The organism is Streptomyces sp. NPDC046862 (assembly GCF_040704615.1).
In the GTDB taxonomy this organism is placed as follows: domain Bacteria; phylum Actinomycetota; class Actinomycetes; order Streptomycetales; family Streptomycetaceae; genus Streptomyces.
The window spans coordinates 188,292-203,308 of record NZ_JBEYXP010000015.1 but is presented as its reverse complement, the minus strand read 5'-3'; the positions used below and the strand labels follow the sequence as shown (position 1 = coordinate 203,308).

Below are 15,017 nucleotides of genomic sequence, written 5' to 3'. Positions count from 1 at the left end.
GGAACGACGCGACGACATCCACGAAGCCTTCCTCGGCCTCGCTACCTGCCTCATCACCCACCGCCACGTCAAACGCCTTTGTTAGGACCTCTAAGACCGCGATGGTCGTCGTACCCACCGCTGCCGTGATCTTTCTCAAGGGTTCCCCCATCAGACATGTGCTTGTGGATCTACCGCCTCTGTGACTCCTGCACCGGCTCCATGGTTGTACTCGCCCCCTCCCACGAGGCACTGCGGCGTCGCTACGGCGTGGTGTTCTTGACCGGCAGGGGCTTGGTGGCGCGAGCGATGTAGTAGTCCTCGGGAGCGGAGAAGAGCACGAACTCGTGGTCGTAGCTCCTGATCCTGGCGCGCACGGTGAAGTTCCCCGTGGCGTCGGTGGTGGTCTCGGCGTTGAACTGGCTCTCGTAGTACGTCCGCAGCAGGACCCGGGTGCCGGCGACCGGCCCGTGCCCGGCGGGCCAGGCGACTTTGCCGGTCACGGTGAGGGTGTCACCGGGGCGCACCCTGGTCTTGTCGACCTTGTACGTGATCGTGCTCATGACCGGCTTGACGGCGACCACGGCGCGAGTGAAGACGATGTCGTGGTCCGTGGGGTCCTCGGCCGGATCGTAGGAGGCGTAGAACTCCACTTCGTGGCGGGGGTTGAGGAAGATGCTGCCCTGGTCGTCCCACCGGTCCGCCCTGACGCCGGGGAGCGTGAACCGCCCGTCCGCGTCCGTGACGACGGTGCCGAGGCTCCGGTTCTCCCGCTCGATCGGGTCGATGGGGTCGCCCCAGGGGTTCCAGGTGTTGTAGCGGACGTTCTGGCCCACGGCGACCGGCGCGCCCGCCACGGGGGTGCCGTCAGGCCGGGTCAGGGTGCCGGTCAGGGTGACCGTGCGGTGCTGGAAGTCGGTGGTGAATCTGCTGGCGGTCAGGCTCAACTCGTAGGCCGCCACCGCCGCCGTGGCGTTTCGCGCGGGAGCGGGGGCGGCACCGTGGGCGGGCAGCGCCCCGGCCGCGGTCGTGGCCAGCGCGGCGAAGATGGTGGCAGTGGTCAGGCGAGCCGCCCGTGAGCGTATGCGCATGTGGACTCCTTGGTCATGTGCCGTGCGGTCCTGCACCGGTTTGACACAGCGAGACCTACTGCGGTTGTCATGCCTGATGGGCTTTCACCTGAAATACCTTGGAATGCATGGTCCGTGAACACGGAGTTCGGTCCCGGTTTGCCCACCGGTTGATGTGCGTCCCCTGGAACGGATCCGTCCGCCAGCCGAAGTGGTCCTCCACGTAGTCCGCGGTGCGGGGGTCGGAGGGGGTGGAGAACATCGCCGTGCCGGGTCGTGCTTGATTCGGCGTCGACACCCCGGGCCTTCGGCTTGAGCGCTACCTGCAGCTGTCCACCCGGTGAACCGCTCGCGGCAGGGGCGGTCGCCCCCGGGAGTAAGGCTCGCCCGGCTGCCGCGACGCTCGGCTGGGTGCTGGACCGGGAGCAGCGCGACCGGCCGACCGCCCTTGCTCGCTCACACAAGTGTGAGCAGGCACCTCTCGATGGCGAACCGTTCCGGACGATCCCGCAGGTCCGCCAGGTCAGTGCGTCGGGTAACAGTCGGACGGCTTCCGGGGTAGGAGCATCCGGACGGTCAACAGGCGCGTAGAGGGGCGGGGTTGATGGAATACGTAGGGAAGTGTCTGTGCGAGGGCGGGGACTCCGGCGACCCGTGGTCGGGGGTGGATGCCACCCGGCTGGCGCTCGCCGCGAAGGAACAGGCTGAGCGCACGGTACCGGGTATCCAGAACATGCGGTCCTACCTGGCCTCCCAGGTCCGCGACGTCTCACATCGGGAGGTGCTGGGTCCCCTGCGCGACGGGCAGGGGGCGAGCGGTGTCGTCGTGCGGCGCGGCGTGGTACTCGCCTCCTGGGGAGACCCGCAGCGGACGGAGATGGCCTTCAGCGCCACCAAAAGCGTCCTGTCCCTGGTGGCCGGTCTGGCCTTCGACGACGGATTGCTCCGGCTGGACGAGCCCGTGTGCCGCTCGGTCGACCTGCCGCAGTTCGGCGACGCACACGCACAGAAGATCACGTGGCGGCACCTGCTGGACCAGTCCAGCCAGTGGGAGGGCGAGTTGTGGTCCAAGCCGACCTGGGCCGACGCCCAGAGCAACCGCGAGGGAACGGAGTCAGCCGGCGGACCGCCGGGCGCGGGCTGGGCCTACAACGACGTCCGAGTGAACCTGACCGCCCTCGCGCTCACCGTCCTGCTCCGCCGGCCCCTGCCCGAGGCACTGCGCGAGCGGATCATGGAACCGATCGGAGCCTCGTCCGGCTGGTCCTGGCACGGATACGCCGACTCCACGGTGGAGATCGACAGTGGACGCATCCCCGTGGTGTCCGGCGGCGCACACTGGGGCGGTGGGCTGTGGATCAACGCCCTCGATCTGGCCCGGATAGGGCAACTGTGCCTGCGGAACGGGCAATGGGGCGGGCGCCGACTGCTGTCCGCCGGGTGGATCGAGGAAATGTGGCGGCCCTGCCCGGTCAAGCCCAACTACGGGCTGTCGTGGTGGCTGAACGACCACCGCACAGTCTGGCCCAAGGCCCCGTCCACCGGACGTTGCGCCCGGGGAAACGGCGGCGGCCACCTGCTATGGGTCGATCCCGCCCGGGATCTGGTGGTGAGCTCGCGTTGGGGAACGGAGGCCGAGTCGCTTCTCGCTGAAGTGTCCGCCACGATCGAGCCGACGTCGCCCGCCTGAACATGCCCCCGACAGCATGCCAGGGCTCGGCACCAGGCAGCTCATGGACTGCGCATGACAGGCGGCCGCTGGTGGCACCGCCACATCGCACATCCACTCATTCCTGCTCGTAAGCAAGACGGGGCTCACCTGCGGCCCGACTTGATCCATGGCCATTTGACGGTACAGACCACGGCGGGCGCGACGAGCATGGCCAGAAGCCACAGGCCCACGCTCGCTGGAGAGTAGATGTAGTAGCGCCAATGCTCTGGCAGGGGCGACGGCGCAAGGAGGAGCGCGATCAGCGCGGCCCATGTGACCAGCACCGCTGCTGCCATGCGTGCTGCGGCCATGTCTGTCGCCCCCTCGACGGCTGCTCGTTCCTTGGGATCGAATGATAAGGGGCTGAGATGATCTCGCTGTAGTTGGTGTGATCACGCGCGCATGGATCTGAGCCGACCGGGTAATCGAGTGGCGCTGACCGGGGAAGGGCCGTGACCTGGGGAGGTCGAACGGTCCTTCCCCGGTCTCCGTTAGAACTGGTTCTCGCCGCCGTTGACGTGCAGGGTGGTGCCGAGCATGAAGCTGCTGTCTGCGGAGGCGAGGAAGGCCACGGCTGCGGCGACCTCCTCCGGGCGTCCCCTCCGGCCGATCGGAATTCCCGCCGCGAGTTCCGCCTTGACGGCGGCCGCGTTCTCCTCGCCAATGGCGATGTCGACTCCGGGGGTGTCGATCGCGCCCGGCGCGACCGTGTTGACCCGGATGCCCCTGCCCTTCAGCTCGTTGGCCCAGGTCCGCGCGAGGGATCGAATCGCGGCCTTTGACGCCGCGTACAGGCCGAAGGCCTCCCGGCCGTCGTCGGCGCGGATGGAGTCGTTCAGGATCACCGAGGCGCCGTCGTTGAGCAGGGGCAGCGCCTTCTGCACCGTGAGCAGCGTGCCCCGGACGTTGACACCGAACATCTGATCGAACTGCTCGTCGGTGGCCTGCGCCAACGGTGCGAGCGTGGCCACGCCCGCGTTGGCGAACAGCACGTCCAGGCCGCGGCCGCGATCACGGATCGCTTCGTACAACCGGTCCAGGTCGGTCGGCTCCGATATGTCGCCCGGCACCGCGGTGACCGTGGAACCGATCGACTCGATGGCCCTGTCGAGTGCGTCCTTGCGTCGGCCGGTGATGAACACGTGGGCGCCCTCGGACGCCAGTCGCGTGGCAGTGGCCAAGCCGATTCCGGTGCTGCCGCCGGTGACGACGGCGGTCTTGCCTTCCAGCTGTCCCATTGCTTGAACTCCCGAAACTTAGATACCGATCGGTGCGAAACGGAACCGTAGCACTTCTGCACCGATCGGTATCGAGGAGGTAGGATGGCGCCGTGGAGATCACCCGGAAAGCGCCGATCGGCCGGCCGAGAGGCTTCGACCCCGACGAGGCCCTGGAGCGGGCGATGACGGTCTTCTGGGAGCAGGGCTATGAGGGCGCAAGCCTGACCGACCTGACCCGCGCCATGGGCATCACCCGCAAGAGCATGTACGCGGCCTTCGGCAACAAGGAGGAGCTGTTCCACAAGGCCCTGGAGCGCTACACCGAAGGCCCCGCCGCCTATGCGGCCCGCGCGCTGGAGAAGCCGAGCGCCCGGGAGGTGGCCACGGCGTTCCTCGCCGGCTCGGTCAGTACGACCACCCGCCCCGGCTGCCCCGCCGGGTGCCTCGGCGTGCAGGGCTCGCTGGCCTCCGGCGACTCCGGCCGGGCGGCCCAGGATGCCCTGATCGCCTGGCGCGACGACGGCCGCGCTCGCCTCCGCCACCGGTTCCAGCGGGCCGTCGACGAGGGTGACCTGCCCCCCGGTGCGGACCCGGAACTGCTCGCCCGATACGTCATGACCGTGTCGAACGGCATCGCCGTCCAGGCCGCCGGCGGCGCCACCCGCTCCGAACTCCAGCAAGTGGCCGACGCGGCACTGCGAAACTGGCCACCCATCTGACAGCCGGTGCCCGCGGGAGCGTGCGGATCGCAGCCGGAGGAGGACCTTCCTTGGCCGCGTCGCGGTCGGTCATGTCGGCCGGGGTTGCCATGACGAACAGCGGTAGCTTCTAGGGTTCGTCCGGCGGATCACGGGCCGAGCCAGGGCCGGACCGAGGTGAGGGCCGGCCAGTGCCCTAATCGTGTTGACCGCCCCGGCAGGCAGTGCTGGAGTCGGCACGTGGACAGCATCCCCGCCAACCGGCGGCTCTGGAACCGGATCAGCAGCGCCTACCAGCACGCGCACGACCCGCACATCGGCGCCGCACCCCGGCTGTGGGGCATGTACTCCATCCCCGACGCGCACCTGCACGCCCTGGGCGACGTCACCGGCAAGCGCGTCCTCGAACTCGGCTGCGGCGGCGGCCAGTGGTCCAGGGCGCTCGCCGCCGAGGGCGCCACCGTGGTCGGGCTCGACCTGTCCGAAGCCCAACTCGCCGCAGCGGCCGGCGCGATGGGAGCGGCCCGCTACCCGCTGGTGCAAGGCGCCGCCGAACAACTCCCCTTCGCCGCCGACAGCTTCGACCTGGTGTTCTGCGACTTCGGTGGGCTCAGCTGGGCGCCCCCGCACCTGGCCGTCCCGCAGGCCGCACGCGTCTTGGGCCGAGGCGGGCGCCTGGTGTTCAACGTCGCCAGCCCATGGTTCGAAGCTTGCTACGACGAAGCCGCCAGCCGCGTGACCACGACGCTGCAGCAGGACTACTTCGGGCTGAACACCATCGCCGAAGACGACGGCGCGACCAGCTATCAGCTCACTTACGGCGACTGGGTCAAGGTCCTGCGCGGCGCGGGTCTCATCATCGACGACCTCATCGAGCCGCGGCCCGAACTCGGAACACCCAACGGCTACAACGAGACCGACCCACCCGACTGGGCGCACCGCTGGCCGGCGGAACTGCTCTGGGTGACCCACAAACCGTAAGTTCCGCCGCGCCGAGACGTGAAGGCATCCCCTCGCCGGGCAGGTCTAGGGCTTGTCCGGCTGATCATGGCCAGAGCCAGAGCCAGAGCCAGAGCCAGAGCCAGAGCCAGAGCCAGAGCCGGATCGAGGCAGGGTGACGGTCCCGAGACGTAGGCGCGTTTGTCGAAGCCGGCGGGCCGTCCGCCCCTGCTGCCGCGTCTCTTGCGGTGGGCTCGCTGATCTCGGGGCTCGGGAATGGTGTGCTTGATCTGGCGACGTCGCAGGTAGCGGCGGTGGCGCCGGGAGGAATACGCCTTATCGCCGCCCAGGTGGTCGGGCCGGGTGCGCGGATGTCCGCCACCCGGGCGGTGGACACGGATGCGTTCCATGACCGGGATGAGCCGCGGGGCGTCGCCCCACTGGCCCGGCGTGATCAGCAGCGCCAGCGGGCGGTGTCCGCCTTCACCGGCCAGGTGGATCTTGCAGGTCAGGCCGCCCCGGGAGCGTCCGAGTCCCTCGTCCGGGCGGTGGTGCCGGGGTGTGCTTTTTTTCCCGGCACCCGCGGAGGTCTCCTGCGCACTCCCGCCGCATGCTGATGACTCCGGCACTGGAGCGGGCGTCCCCTCCGCCGCGACCGAACCAGCCGCCTCAGCCCGCGCCGCAGGTCAGATACACCGGCGGACTTCGCGCGGTGAGGTCCCGAAGTGCTGCCGGAATGCGCTGCTGAAGGCGCTGGGGGAGCTGAAGCCGACCGACGCGGCCACATCGGCGATGCTCTGTGAGGCGAATGTCGGGCAGCTCAGTCTGGTGCGGGCGAGGTCGAGCCGTTCGCGCCGGATCAGCTCGGTGGCGGTAGTGCCTTCGCGGGCGAGCACCGCTTGGATGTAGCGGGGTGACCAGCCGATCGCTGCGGACATCGCGGCCACGGAGAGGTCGGGATCGGTGACGTGTTCGCGCACATATCGGCGTACCGCGTCGAGAACCGCCGTGCCGCCGCTCGAGGACGGCATCTGTTCGTCGCCGGCGGCGGCGAGGCAGAACAGGTCGACGATCCGATCGCAGACCGAGTCGAAGTCGGCCCCGGAGAGGTTGTCGCGCTCCCTGATGAGGCTGACCAGCAGGGCGCGGGTCACCCCCGGCAGGCCCTTGCGCCCGACGATCCGCTGCCCACGCGGCGAGATCAGACCGAGACGCTGATCGACCCGCTCGAACGGAATGAGAAGCGTGAGCGCGGCTGCGCCATCGGCGTGCGCGACGTGGAACGGCGCATCGATCGGCACCAGCGCCATCTCCCCGACCCGGAGTGCTCGGTCCACGGAGTCGCTGCCGACGTGCAACTGGTCTCGCAGCGGGACGAAGAGCTCGTAGTGCCCGCGCGGATCGCGGCGGATCCCGCGAGCCTCGCGACGTACATACTCGGACTCACCGGTCCACGACACGAGTTGGTACGTCGACGTGCGCTGTCGCATCACGCGACCCCGGTAGGACTTGGTGTAGAAGTCGATGCCGAACTCACCGTGCACGTCGTTGCACCAGTCCCGCCACGCATCCTGCGCGGTGACACCTTCGGTCGCCCGGTCGCCAGTGACCAGGCCATCGATCTGATACATCGGGGCTCGCCCTCTCTCGCGCCCGAGCATAGGGCCGGCACACGGCAATCGGCGAGGGGCCGGTTTGTGCGGATTGACGACACAACTGTGCGCCTCGGCGCGCGACCTTGGCCGGCCGGGAGCGCTTCACTTCCGGTGTGACGCCGTTCCCTCGCGGAGGGAAGCGCCGCGAAGGCGTCGCACACCCCGGCATCGTCTGTGTGACCAGGAGGAACCATGACCCAGAACGCCGCCCCCAGCCTGGACGAGTTGCTGGCCCAAGCGCCCAGCAACTGGGGCAAGTGGGGTCCCGAGGACGAGGTGGGTGGCCTCAACTACCTCGGCCCCGAGCAGGTCGTCGCCGCCGCGGCGCTGATCCGCTCGGGCAAGGTCTTCACGATCCAGCGGCTGATCGGTGACCCGAAGGGCGACCCGGTGTGGCCGGGCCGGACCCCGGCGGTCCGCACCCAGATCATGGACGAGGCCACCTGGGACAGACAGGACGCGCCGCAGTTCCCGGGCGGGCTGCACTACGCCGACGACAAGATCGACGCCTTCCTGCAGGGCTCGACGCAGTACGACGCCCTGGGCCACGTCTGGTACGGCGGCAGGATCTGGAACGGATACGACGCCCGCACCACGGTGGGGGGCATGGCCAAGGCCGGAGTCGAGCCGATCGCCCAGCGCGGTGTCGTCAGCCGCGGCGTGCTGCTCGACATGGCGCGGTTCCGTGGCAAGAAGAACCTCGACACCGCCGAAACCTTCACCCACGAGGACCTGCTCGCCTGCGCGGCCCACCAGGGCGTCGAGCTCCGCAAGCGCGACATCCTGCTGATCCGCACCAACTACCTGCAACTGTTCTTCGACCTGGGTGACAAGTTCTACGACGGCTTCTGTGAGCCTGGCCTCGTCTACAGCCCCGAACTGGTGGAGTGGTTCGCCGACATGGAGATACCGAACCTGGTCACCGACACGATCGCCAACGAGGTGACCACCGACCCGAACAACGGCGTGGTGCTGCCGCTGCACAGCGCCCTGATGCGCAACCTGGGGGTGACCTTCACCGAGATCGCCGACCTCGAGGCGCTCGCCGCGGACTGCGCAGAGGACCGCACGTATGAGTTCTTCTACGCCGCGGCTCCGCTGAAGATCGCCAACGCCAGCGGCGCTCCGGTCAACCCCATCGTCGTGAAGTAGGGCTGCCGATGTCTGTCTATGATCAGCGTCCCTGGCTCGCCCTGTACGGCGACCAGCCCGGGGAGTTCCCCCTCGATCACACCAACGCGTTGGAGATGTTCCGGGCCGGCTTGGCGGCCGACCCGGACGGCGTCGCGATCCGCTACTTCGACGGCGTCGTGACCCGGGCGGAACTGGACGCCCAGAGCGATGCGCTCGCCGCCGGACTGCGCGAACTCGGGTTCGCCCGTGGTGACCGGCTCGCGGTCTACCTGCAGAACGTGCCCCAGTTCCTGGTCTGCATGCTCGCGGCGTGGAAGGCCGGCGGGTTCATGGTCTCGATCAACCCGATGAGCCGGGCCCGCGAACTCACCTATCTCCTCGAGGACTCCGGGGCCAAGGTCCTGGTGTGCTTGGAGAGCCTCTACGACGAGGTGGGCCGGGACGTCGTACCGGCCAGCCCGGTCGAGGTCGTGCTGACCACCAGTGAGCTCGACTATCAGACCCGCGACGACAGCCGGCTGTTCTCCGGCGTGACCCGGCAGCGCCACGAGGGGACCCGGGACCTGCTGGAGTTCATCGCCGGGCACCGGGGGAGCACTCCGCCTCCGGTGGAGCTCGGGCCGGACGACGTCGCGTTCCTCACCTACACCTCGGGCACCACCGGGGTCCCGAAGGGCGCGATGAACACCCACCGGAATGTGGTGTTCACCGCCACGGTGTACCGGGACTTCATCCGCTTCCGGCCGGGTGGTGAGGTGTTCGGGATCGCGCCGCTGTTCCACATCACCGGGTTGATCGGGCACATCGCGGTCAGCTTCCTGGCTCCGATGCCGCTCGTGCTCGCCTACCGCTTCGAACCGGGCGTGGTGCTCGATGCGTTCGTCGAGCACCGGCCGACGTACACGATCGGGGCGATCACGGCGCTGAACGCACTGCTCAATCACCCGGACTTCACTCGGGAGAAGTTCAGCTCGTTCACCTCGATCTACTCCGGCGGGGCCGCGATCTCACCCACAGCGGAGAAGGCGTTCCGGGCCGCGACCGGGCTCCAGGTGCACAACGCCTACGGTCTCACCGAGACGACCAGCCCGATGACCGCGACCCCGTTCGGCGCCGGCTCCCCGGTCGACCCGAACTCGGGCGCGCTCTCGGTCGGCGTCCCCGTGCCGTCGACGACCGTGCGGATCCAGGACGACGAGGGCAACGACCTCCCGCTCGGCGAGATCGGCGAGATCGTTGCCGAAGGGCCGCAGGTCGTCGCCGGCTACTGGGGCAAGCCCGAGGAGACCGCGGGAGGTCTGCCCGGTGGCACGCTCAAGAGCGGCGACGTCGGCTTCATGAACGAGCAGGGCTGGATCTTCATCGTCGACCGCAAGAAAGACATGATCAACGCCTCGGGCTACAAGGTCTGGCCTCGCGAGGTCGAGGACGTGCTTGCCGAGCACCCCGCAGTGAGGGAGGCGGCCGTCGTCGGTGTCCCTGACGAGAAGCGCGGCGAGACGGTGAAGGCGTACGTCAGCCTCAAGGCCGGCCGCTCCTGCACGTCGGACGAACTCATCCGGCACTGCAAGGAGCGGATGGCGGCGTACAAGTACCCGCGCCAGGTCGAGTTCCTCGAAGATCTCCCGAAGACGGTGACCGGCAAGATCCTTCGTCGCGAGTTGCGGGGCTGACGTGCCTTTGGTTTCCGGCCGGGTGGGCCACCGGACGCCCGACCGGAACCTTGCTCTCGATTTCCCGCCTGCGTCTCATCGGACAGGCTGTTCGGAGATCGTCGGAAGAACCTTGTCAGCGATGTCGAGGAGAGCGCTGTCGTCAGGGAGGGCTCCGGACGTGCTCCATACGGTGATTTCGCAGTAGCCGCCCCGGTCGTCACGGTCGAGGGCCACGGACAGCGTTCTGGCCAGGGGTCCTTCTTCGACCGGCCCGCCGGATCCGCCGCTCCCGAGATTGATCTCGAGCTTCATGGTGTGGTCCGAGGAGAAGACCGCGGGCCGTCCGAGGACCGTAAGCGTCTTGACGTCCGTCTCGTCCCCGAACTTCATCAGCTTCACGTACTGGTCGGTCGACAGCTCGTTGTAGGTGGCCGAGACATTCACGGTGTACGTGTCGAACGAGACCTCGGCCTCCGGCTGGGCGACCTTCCCATCCGTCAGGGGAGCGGTGTTGTTGGTGCCGGAAGCGGTGGTCGCGGTCTCTCCGGGTGTTCCAAGGAGCTGGGCCAGGTCTGGCCGGTTGAGCGCTTTGCACAGGTCTTCACCGGTCACCGGCTGGGGCGTCTGCTTATAGGCTTTCGGCAGCTCCTCGTGTTCCCCGCCCGAACACGAGGCGGGCTCCGGGGTACTGGCGTCGGACGGCATCACGCGTGGGGCCACCCACAGCGCGGCCGCGAGTGCCCCGATCACGGCCACGGCCGCGACGGCCTGGCCCCATGCGTTGGGCTCCTTCTCCGGAGTGCCCGGACCGGGACGCGGCCCAGCTCCTGCCTGCGATTGCACCTGTGCAGGCGCCTGGGCCTGGGCCTGGGCCTGGAGGGCAGCATCGACCGCCGCCCCGTCTGCGGCGGCCGCCGCACTCGGATTCCGGCGTGCGCGCAGGGCCCGGACCACTGCGTACACGCGTATTGCGGTGAACACGAGGAATACAACGCCGAGACCGGCCGCGACCCGATCGTGATCGCGGACGGCGAGATACATGATGCGTACGCCGAGAACGGACCCGACCGCGATGAGCAGGGGCTCGCGGACCCAGAACGGCAGGAGACGGAGGAGGAAACCGAGCATCCGGCGATCTCATCAGGAGAAGACCGCATTCGCCGTGGTGGAGGCCACAGTTCCGGGCCGACAGCTGATCCGTTACGTGCCTCACCGCTCCCGCGCGGGGGCGAGAGCGGTGAGGCACCCGGAGAGCGCGGCAGCCGGGCATTCGGCGGGCCGGGGCGGTCAGTAGAAGTGGCGGACGAAGACGTCCGACTTGCCGTTGGTGTCGCCGGGCACGATGTCGTCGGCCGGGGACTGGAAGACCACGTCGCGCCCACCGGCGCTGACCGCGTCGGTCCCGGCCGAGGCGAACTGGTTCACGACGATCTCGTCGGTGCCCGTCTCCAGGTCGCGCAGCGTGAGCGACGGTCCGCTCGTGTCGTGCGGGGCGTACAGCAGATAGCGGCCGGTGGGATCGATGGCCACGCCCCGCACGTTCGGCAGTAGTTGGTCGGTGCCCGAGCGCTCGTCCTGGACGTGGGTGTCGGAGCCCGAGAGGTAGACGATCTTGCTGCCGTCCTTGCTGAGCTGGACGAGTGTCGCCGCCTTGGACGGGCCCTCGATCGGGCCGGCGGAGGTGTCGTCGGTCCGGTCCCACACGAAGACGTCCTCCGCCTGGCCGTCCTGGTAGGCGACAAAGCGGCCGTCGCCGCTGATGGACGGCCGGGCCGAGACGGGGTGGTCCAACTCGGCGACAGTCTCCGTGGTGTCGGCGTGCCAGTCCCGTACCTCGATGCGCTGCCGGGACGGCGGTCGACTGAAGGTGGCGACGTGGGCGATGTAGCGGCCGTCCGCGCTCAGCGACGGCTGGCTGCAACTGAGGCCCGAGCAGTTGATGCCGATCGTGCTTCCCGAGCTCACCTGAGACAGGAAGACCTTCGTGTCTCTGAACAACTGCCCCCACCAGGCAACGTATTGCCCGTCGCCGCTGATCACCGGGCCCTGGATCGGGGAGGTGTTGCTGCTCATCAGCGTGGTCTGGCTCGTCCGCCGGTCACGGACGAACACCCTTTCCGATGCTGCCGGGTTGGCGGGTGTGAGGTTCTTCGCCGACGACGAGAAGGCGATACGCCGACCGTCGGTCGTGATCGTGGCGCCGGCCGAGTCGCCGTCGCCCTGGGTGCCGTCGGTCGCGACACTGATCCGCTCGACCCCGGCTCCGCTGTCGCTCGCGACGCCCGGCACGGTCATCGGCTCAGCCGAAGCGGCTCCGGGCAGCACCGTCGTGACCGCGCAGACCACGACCGTGGCGCTTAAGGCGGCCCGCACACGTCTGGTGGCGCTCCGCTTCGCGCTTCCCCTCATTTTTCCCCCTAAGGCAGGACATGGTCCTTCTCCCCGGTTCCCCACCGGAGGGCCACAAGCATGGGCGTCACCTTTCTACCCGAGCCCAGCAGCAAAACCACCCGCCCCGTCCGACCGCACCGCCGTCCGACGACGCGCTCAGCAGTGTCGTCCGCACCCTCACCGCCCAGCTCGCCGAGCTCAAGCAGCGGCACCGCGTCGAAGTCCAGATCCTGCGGCAAGCCCTCGAACCCGCCCAGAGCGAGAGTTTGTAGGTGGCTGAAGTGCTCCTCCGCGCCGTGCCGGCGTTCGACCTCGGCTCACTGAGCCAGGTGCCGCTCCAACGCAGCGAGGAATGCGTCCGGGTTCTCGAGGTGGCAGGCGTGGTCGCCGGGCAGTTCGAGAACCCGGGTATCGGGCAGCCGTTCGTCGAGGACGGCGACGACCCGCTTGATCCAGTCGGTGGTCGCCGAGCCGTGGACCAGGAGGACAGGGCACCGGATGTCGGCGAGTTCGGCGACGTCGCGGTTGGGCCGGTCGGCCTGCTCCGAGCTCCAGGACAGGGCCATCCGGTGCGGGACCCAGCGCGGCCAGGCGGGGTGGTCGCGGGCCCGGTCCCTCGACGGCGTGAGACCGGCGAGTTCGAGGAACGCGGCCAGGTCATCCTCGCTCACGTCCTGTCCGGCCAGTGCATGCAGGAACTGGTTCAATCGGGCGACCTCGGGCGCGGACTCGCCGAGGCCGTCGAGGACCCAGTACGCCGCGGGCTCCACGAGCGTCAGCGTCCTCACCCGCTCCGGATGGGCCAGGGCGAACTCGACGAGGGCCCGCCCACCGGCGGACCACCCCGTGAAGTCGGCCGTCTCGACCCCGAGGGCGTCCAGCGTCATGAGCAGCGATTCACGTTCGATCGCCGCGGTGTACCCGGCGTCCCCGCGCTCGCCGGCCGAGCCGAGCTCATTGTGGATCGGCTGCACCCTGACGGTCCGTCGTTTCGCCGACAAGGCGTCCGCGAGCGGCGTCCACGACACCCATCCGGTGAGCCCGCCAGGCACCAGGACCACCGGCGGCCCCTCGCCCCTCACCTCGTTGACCAGGACCCTCGGTTTCATCGTCCACCTCTGACGGGTTCACAGCAGATCCCATCAAAGTAATCACGATCCCGACTTCGCGCAGAGGACGTCGACTACGAAAAGTTCGAAGCATCAGACGCCAGAGGCCCATCCGCTCGACCACGCGCGTCAGCACCACCCGCGCATTCGGAATGACCTGGGCGGGATCCTCGGCGGTAAACCGGACCTGGACGAGGAACGGCTGCTGCTGGCCGTCCTCAGCCCCAAGGCCGGACCGAAGTCGCCGCAGCTCGCCCTCCATGATCTCCACGGCGAAGAAGTGTGCACCACCACCGGCCTCACCACACTTCAATACCGCCATAGCGCGCCTTTCCGGCCCGTAAGGTCTCCTCCACCCGCCGTCTCGACCCGGGCCGGGGGCCGGCCAGGGCGACGACGGCCCAGTCGTAGAGCGTGCCTCTTGGCGCCGACCCGTGCCGACAGCTTCTGCCAGACCTTCTTCGGCACCTTCGCGGCCAGGGCATCGGCGCGGTACTTCCCCGCGAAAGACGGTGCCCCTCGCGCAGGCCGGCGGCCCGGCAGCGGTCCGGGTCGCACGTCCACGAGCGCGGGATGCGCAGCTCACGGTCCACCGCCGCGTGTCCGCGCCTGCCTGCATGTGCGAACGCAGGAGAGCTTTGCTCTCTCGAGTGAGGGCAGTTCGAGCGGATTCGCTGGTTCCGTGAGTGAACTGCAACACAGTCGGATCTCAAGAGGCATAGTCCGCCACTTGGCGCCCACAGGGAAACCGCTGCTCACTGTGCGTTACCAGCCGGTAGGTGATCACTTAGTGCAATATTCAAGTGCCCCTGTGTGATTTTCTCTCGCCCACCCATGCGTGTTCGCCTGTTCGGCCGGGTTGCATAGGCCTCGTCAGAAGGCACTGCTGGTACGTCCGTTCGTATCGCGGAGCCGTTCGTATCTGCCTCAACGAAGAGGATTCATGACCGACGATGCCCGTGCGGAATCCAGCGGCAGTCCAGTGGTGGTCACCGCGGTGCTTCCGTTCCCACTGGAATTCGAGGCACTCTATGTGAAGAACCAGGAGGACTACCACCGGTTCGCGCGAGCCGTCCTCAAGGACCGGCAGATCGCCGAGGCCGCCGTCCACCGGGCTTTCTTCGAGATCCTCGCGCACTGGCCGGCGTTCCTGGCCGCCGGTAACGTCCATCAGCAGACCTGGGCGATCCTGCGGCGCACCGTCATCTCCGAGAAGCTGACGAGCTACCGGGACAACCTCGCCGAACTGACCGAGGACAGCGATGTGGCGCGCGCCCTGTGCGCACTGCCGCCGCGGCAGTTCGACGTCACGGTTCTGCGCTATCTGTGCGGCTGCCCCACCGGCGACATCGCCTGGTATCTGGGCGTGACGGCCAGCACCGTCGACTACCACAGCCGGAAAGCCAAAGAGTTCCTGGAACAGGCCATGCCCGCTCGAATCCGAAGGAGCAGGTGA

14 protein-coding genes and 1 pseudogene are annotated in these 15,017 nt (G+C 68.6%); 7 read left to right on the top strand and 8 right to left on the bottom strand.

Going from position 1 to position 15,017, the window contains the following annotated elements; genetic code table 11:
* Positions 1 to 242: 242 nt before the first annotated feature.
* Entirely contained in the window at positions 243 to 1,070 is an 828-nt protein-coding gene (locus AB0959_RS19230) for a carboxypeptidase-like regulatory domain-containing protein (protein WP_366827591.1), read from the bottom strand.
* A gap of 583 nt (positions 1,071 to 1,653) precedes the next feature.
* Between AB0959_RS19230 and AB0959_RS19225 the strand changes: the two genes are divergently transcribed.
* Positions 1,654 to 2,739: a serine hydrolase gene (locus AB0959_RS19225; protein WP_366827590.1), complete on the top strand. Its 1,086-nt coding sequence runs from the start codon at positions 1,654 to 1,656 to the stop codon at positions 2,737 to 2,739.
* A gap of 125 nt (positions 2,740 to 2,864) precedes the next feature.
* On the opposite strand, the gene AB0959_RS19220 is transcribed toward AB0959_RS19225, so the two are convergent.
* Positions 2,865 to 3,071, bottom strand: a complete 207-nt coding sequence (locus AB0959_RS19220; protein ID WP_366827589.1) for a hypothetical protein — start codon at positions 3,069 to 3,071, stop codon at positions 2,865 to 2,867.
* Between the two features lie 180 nt (positions 3,072 to 3,251).
* Positions 3,252 to 3,998 carry an SDR family oxidoreductase gene (locus AB0959_RS19215; RefSeq protein ID WP_366827588.1) on the bottom strand — a complete coding sequence of 249 codons (747 nt, stop codon included), beginning with the start codon at positions 3,996 to 3,998 and terminating at the stop codon, positions 3,252 to 3,254.
* 92 nt (positions 3,999 to 4,090) lie between these two features.
* Here AB0959_RS19215 and AB0959_RS19210 point away from each other — a divergent pair, with 92 nt between their 5' ends.
* Entirely contained in the window at positions 4,091 to 4,699 is a 609-nt protein-coding gene (locus tag AB0959_RS19210) for a TetR/AcrR family transcriptional regulator (RefSeq protein WP_366827587.1), read from the top strand.
* A 219-nt stretch (positions 4,700 to 4,918) separates the two neighbouring features.
* Positions 4,919 to 5,659 carry a class I SAM-dependent methyltransferase gene (locus AB0959_RS19205; protein WP_366827586.1) on the top strand — a complete coding sequence of 247 codons (741 nt, stop codon included), beginning with the start codon at positions 4,919 to 4,921 and terminating at the stop codon, positions 5,657 to 5,659.
* A gap of 161 nt (positions 5,660 to 5,820) precedes the next feature.
* Here the strand turns inward: AB0959_RS19205 and AB0959_RS19200 are convergent.
* A pseudogene (locus AB0959_RS19200) lies at positions 5,821 to 6,245 on the bottom strand (transposase); the annotation flags it as partial.
* 58 nt (positions 6,246 to 6,303) lie between these two features.
* Positions 6,304 to 7,278, bottom strand: coding sequence for an AraC family transcriptional regulator (locus AB0959_RS19195; RefSeq protein WP_366827585.1), 975 nt, complete (start codon positions 7,276 to 7,278; stop codon positions 6,304 to 6,306).
* A gap of 186 nt (positions 7,279 to 7,464) precedes the next feature.
* Here AB0959_RS19195 and AB0959_RS19190 point away from each other — a divergent pair, with 186 nt between their 5' ends.
* Together AB0959_RS19190 and AB0959_RS19185 are read left to right on the top strand one after the other, a co-directional pair.
* Complete coding sequence (locus AB0959_RS19190) at positions 7,465 to 8,424, top strand: cyclase family protein (protein WP_366827584.1); 960 nt, start codon at positions 7,465 to 7,467, stop codon at positions 8,422 to 8,424.
* An 8-nt stretch (positions 8,425 to 8,432) separates the two neighbouring features.
* Positions 8,433 to 10,079 carry an AMP-binding protein gene (locus AB0959_RS19185; protein WP_366827583.1) on the top strand — a complete coding sequence of 549 codons (1,647 nt, stop codon included), beginning with the start codon at positions 8,433 to 8,435 and terminating at the stop codon, positions 10,077 to 10,079.
* A gap of 75 nt (positions 10,080 to 10,154) precedes the next feature.
* Here the strand turns inward: AB0959_RS19185 and AB0959_RS19180 are convergent, their stop codons facing one another.
* Together AB0959_RS19180 and AB0959_RS19175 are read right to left on the bottom strand one after the other, a co-directional pair.
* A complete protein-coding gene (locus AB0959_RS19180; protein ID WP_366827582.1) occupies positions 10,155 to 11,189 on the bottom strand; it encodes a DUF6215 domain-containing protein in 1,035 nt (344 codons plus the stop codon).
* A gap of 159 nt (positions 11,190 to 11,348) precedes the next feature.
* Complete coding sequence (locus AB0959_RS19175; RefSeq protein WP_366827581.1) at positions 11,349 to 12,434, bottom strand: hypothetical protein; 1,086 nt, start codon at positions 12,432 to 12,434, stop codon at positions 11,349 to 11,351.
* A 56-nt stretch (positions 12,435 to 12,490) separates the two neighbouring features.
* Between AB0959_RS19175 and AB0959_RS19170 the strand changes: the two genes are divergently transcribed.
* Positions 12,491 to 12,724, top strand: coding sequence for a hypothetical protein (locus AB0959_RS19170; protein ID WP_366827580.1), 234 nt, complete (start codon positions 12,491 to 12,493; stop codon positions 12,722 to 12,724).
* Between the two features lie 45 nt (positions 12,725 to 12,769).
* On the opposite strand, the gene AB0959_RS19165 is transcribed toward AB0959_RS19170, so the two are convergent.
* Positions 12,770 to 13,561: an alpha/beta hydrolase gene (locus AB0959_RS19165; RefSeq protein WP_366827579.1), complete on the bottom strand. Its 792-nt coding sequence runs from the start codon at positions 13,559 to 13,561 to the stop codon at positions 12,770 to 12,772.
* A gap of 943 nt (positions 13,562 to 14,504) precedes the next feature.
* Here AB0959_RS19165 and AB0959_RS19160 point away from each other — a divergent pair.
* A complete protein-coding gene (locus tag AB0959_RS19160; RefSeq protein ID WP_366827578.1) occupies positions 14,505 to 15,017 on the top strand; it encodes a sigma-70 family RNA polymerase sigma factor in 513 nt (170 codons plus the stop codon).

Excerpts from the sequence above, each read along its gene's own strand:
- AB0959_RS19230 (WP_366827591.1), bottom strand. The coding sequence starts at position 1,070 with ATGCGCATACGCTCACGGGCGGCTCGCCTGACCACTGCCACCATCTTC.
- AB0959_RS19225 (WP_366827590.1), top strand. The coding sequence starts at position 1,654 with ATGGAATACGTAGGGAAGTGTCTGTGCGAGGGCGGGGACTCCGGCGAC.
- AB0959_RS19220 (WP_366827589.1), bottom strand. The coding sequence starts at position 3,071 with ATGGCCGCAGCACGCATGGCAGCAGCGGTGCTGGTCACATGGGCCGCG.
- AB0959_RS19215 (WP_366827588.1), bottom strand. The coding sequence starts at position 3,998 with ATGGGACAGCTGGAAGGCAAGACCGCCGTCGTCACCGGCGGCAGCACC.
- AB0959_RS19195 (WP_366827585.1), bottom strand. The coding sequence starts at position 7,278 with ATGCTCGGGCGCGAGAGAGGGCGAGCCCCGATGTATCAGATCGATGGC.
- AB0959_RS19190 (WP_366827584.1), top strand. The coding sequence starts at position 7,465 with ATGACCCAGAACGCCGCCCCCAGCCTGGACGAGTTGCTGGCCCAAGCG.
- AB0959_RS19185 (WP_366827583.1), top strand. The coding sequence starts at position 8,433 with ATGTCTGTCTATGATCAGCGTCCCTGGCTCGCCCTGTACGGCGACCAG.
- AB0959_RS19180 (WP_366827582.1), bottom strand. The coding sequence starts at position 11,189 with ATGCTCGGTTTCCTCCTCCGTCTCCTGCCGTTCTGGGTCCGCGAGCCC.
- AB0959_RS19170 (WP_366827580.1), top strand. The coding sequence starts at position 12,491 with ATGGTCCTTCTCCCCGGTTCCCCACCGGAGGGCCACAAGCATGGGCGT.
- AB0959_RS19165 (WP_366827579.1), bottom strand. The coding sequence starts at position 13,561 with ATGAAACCGAGGGTCCTGGTCAACGAGGTGAGGGGCGAGGGGCCGCCG.
- AB0959_RS19160 (WP_366827578.1), top strand. The coding sequence starts at position 14,505 with ATGACCGACGATGCCCGTGCGGAATCCAGCGGCAGTCCAGTGGTGGTC.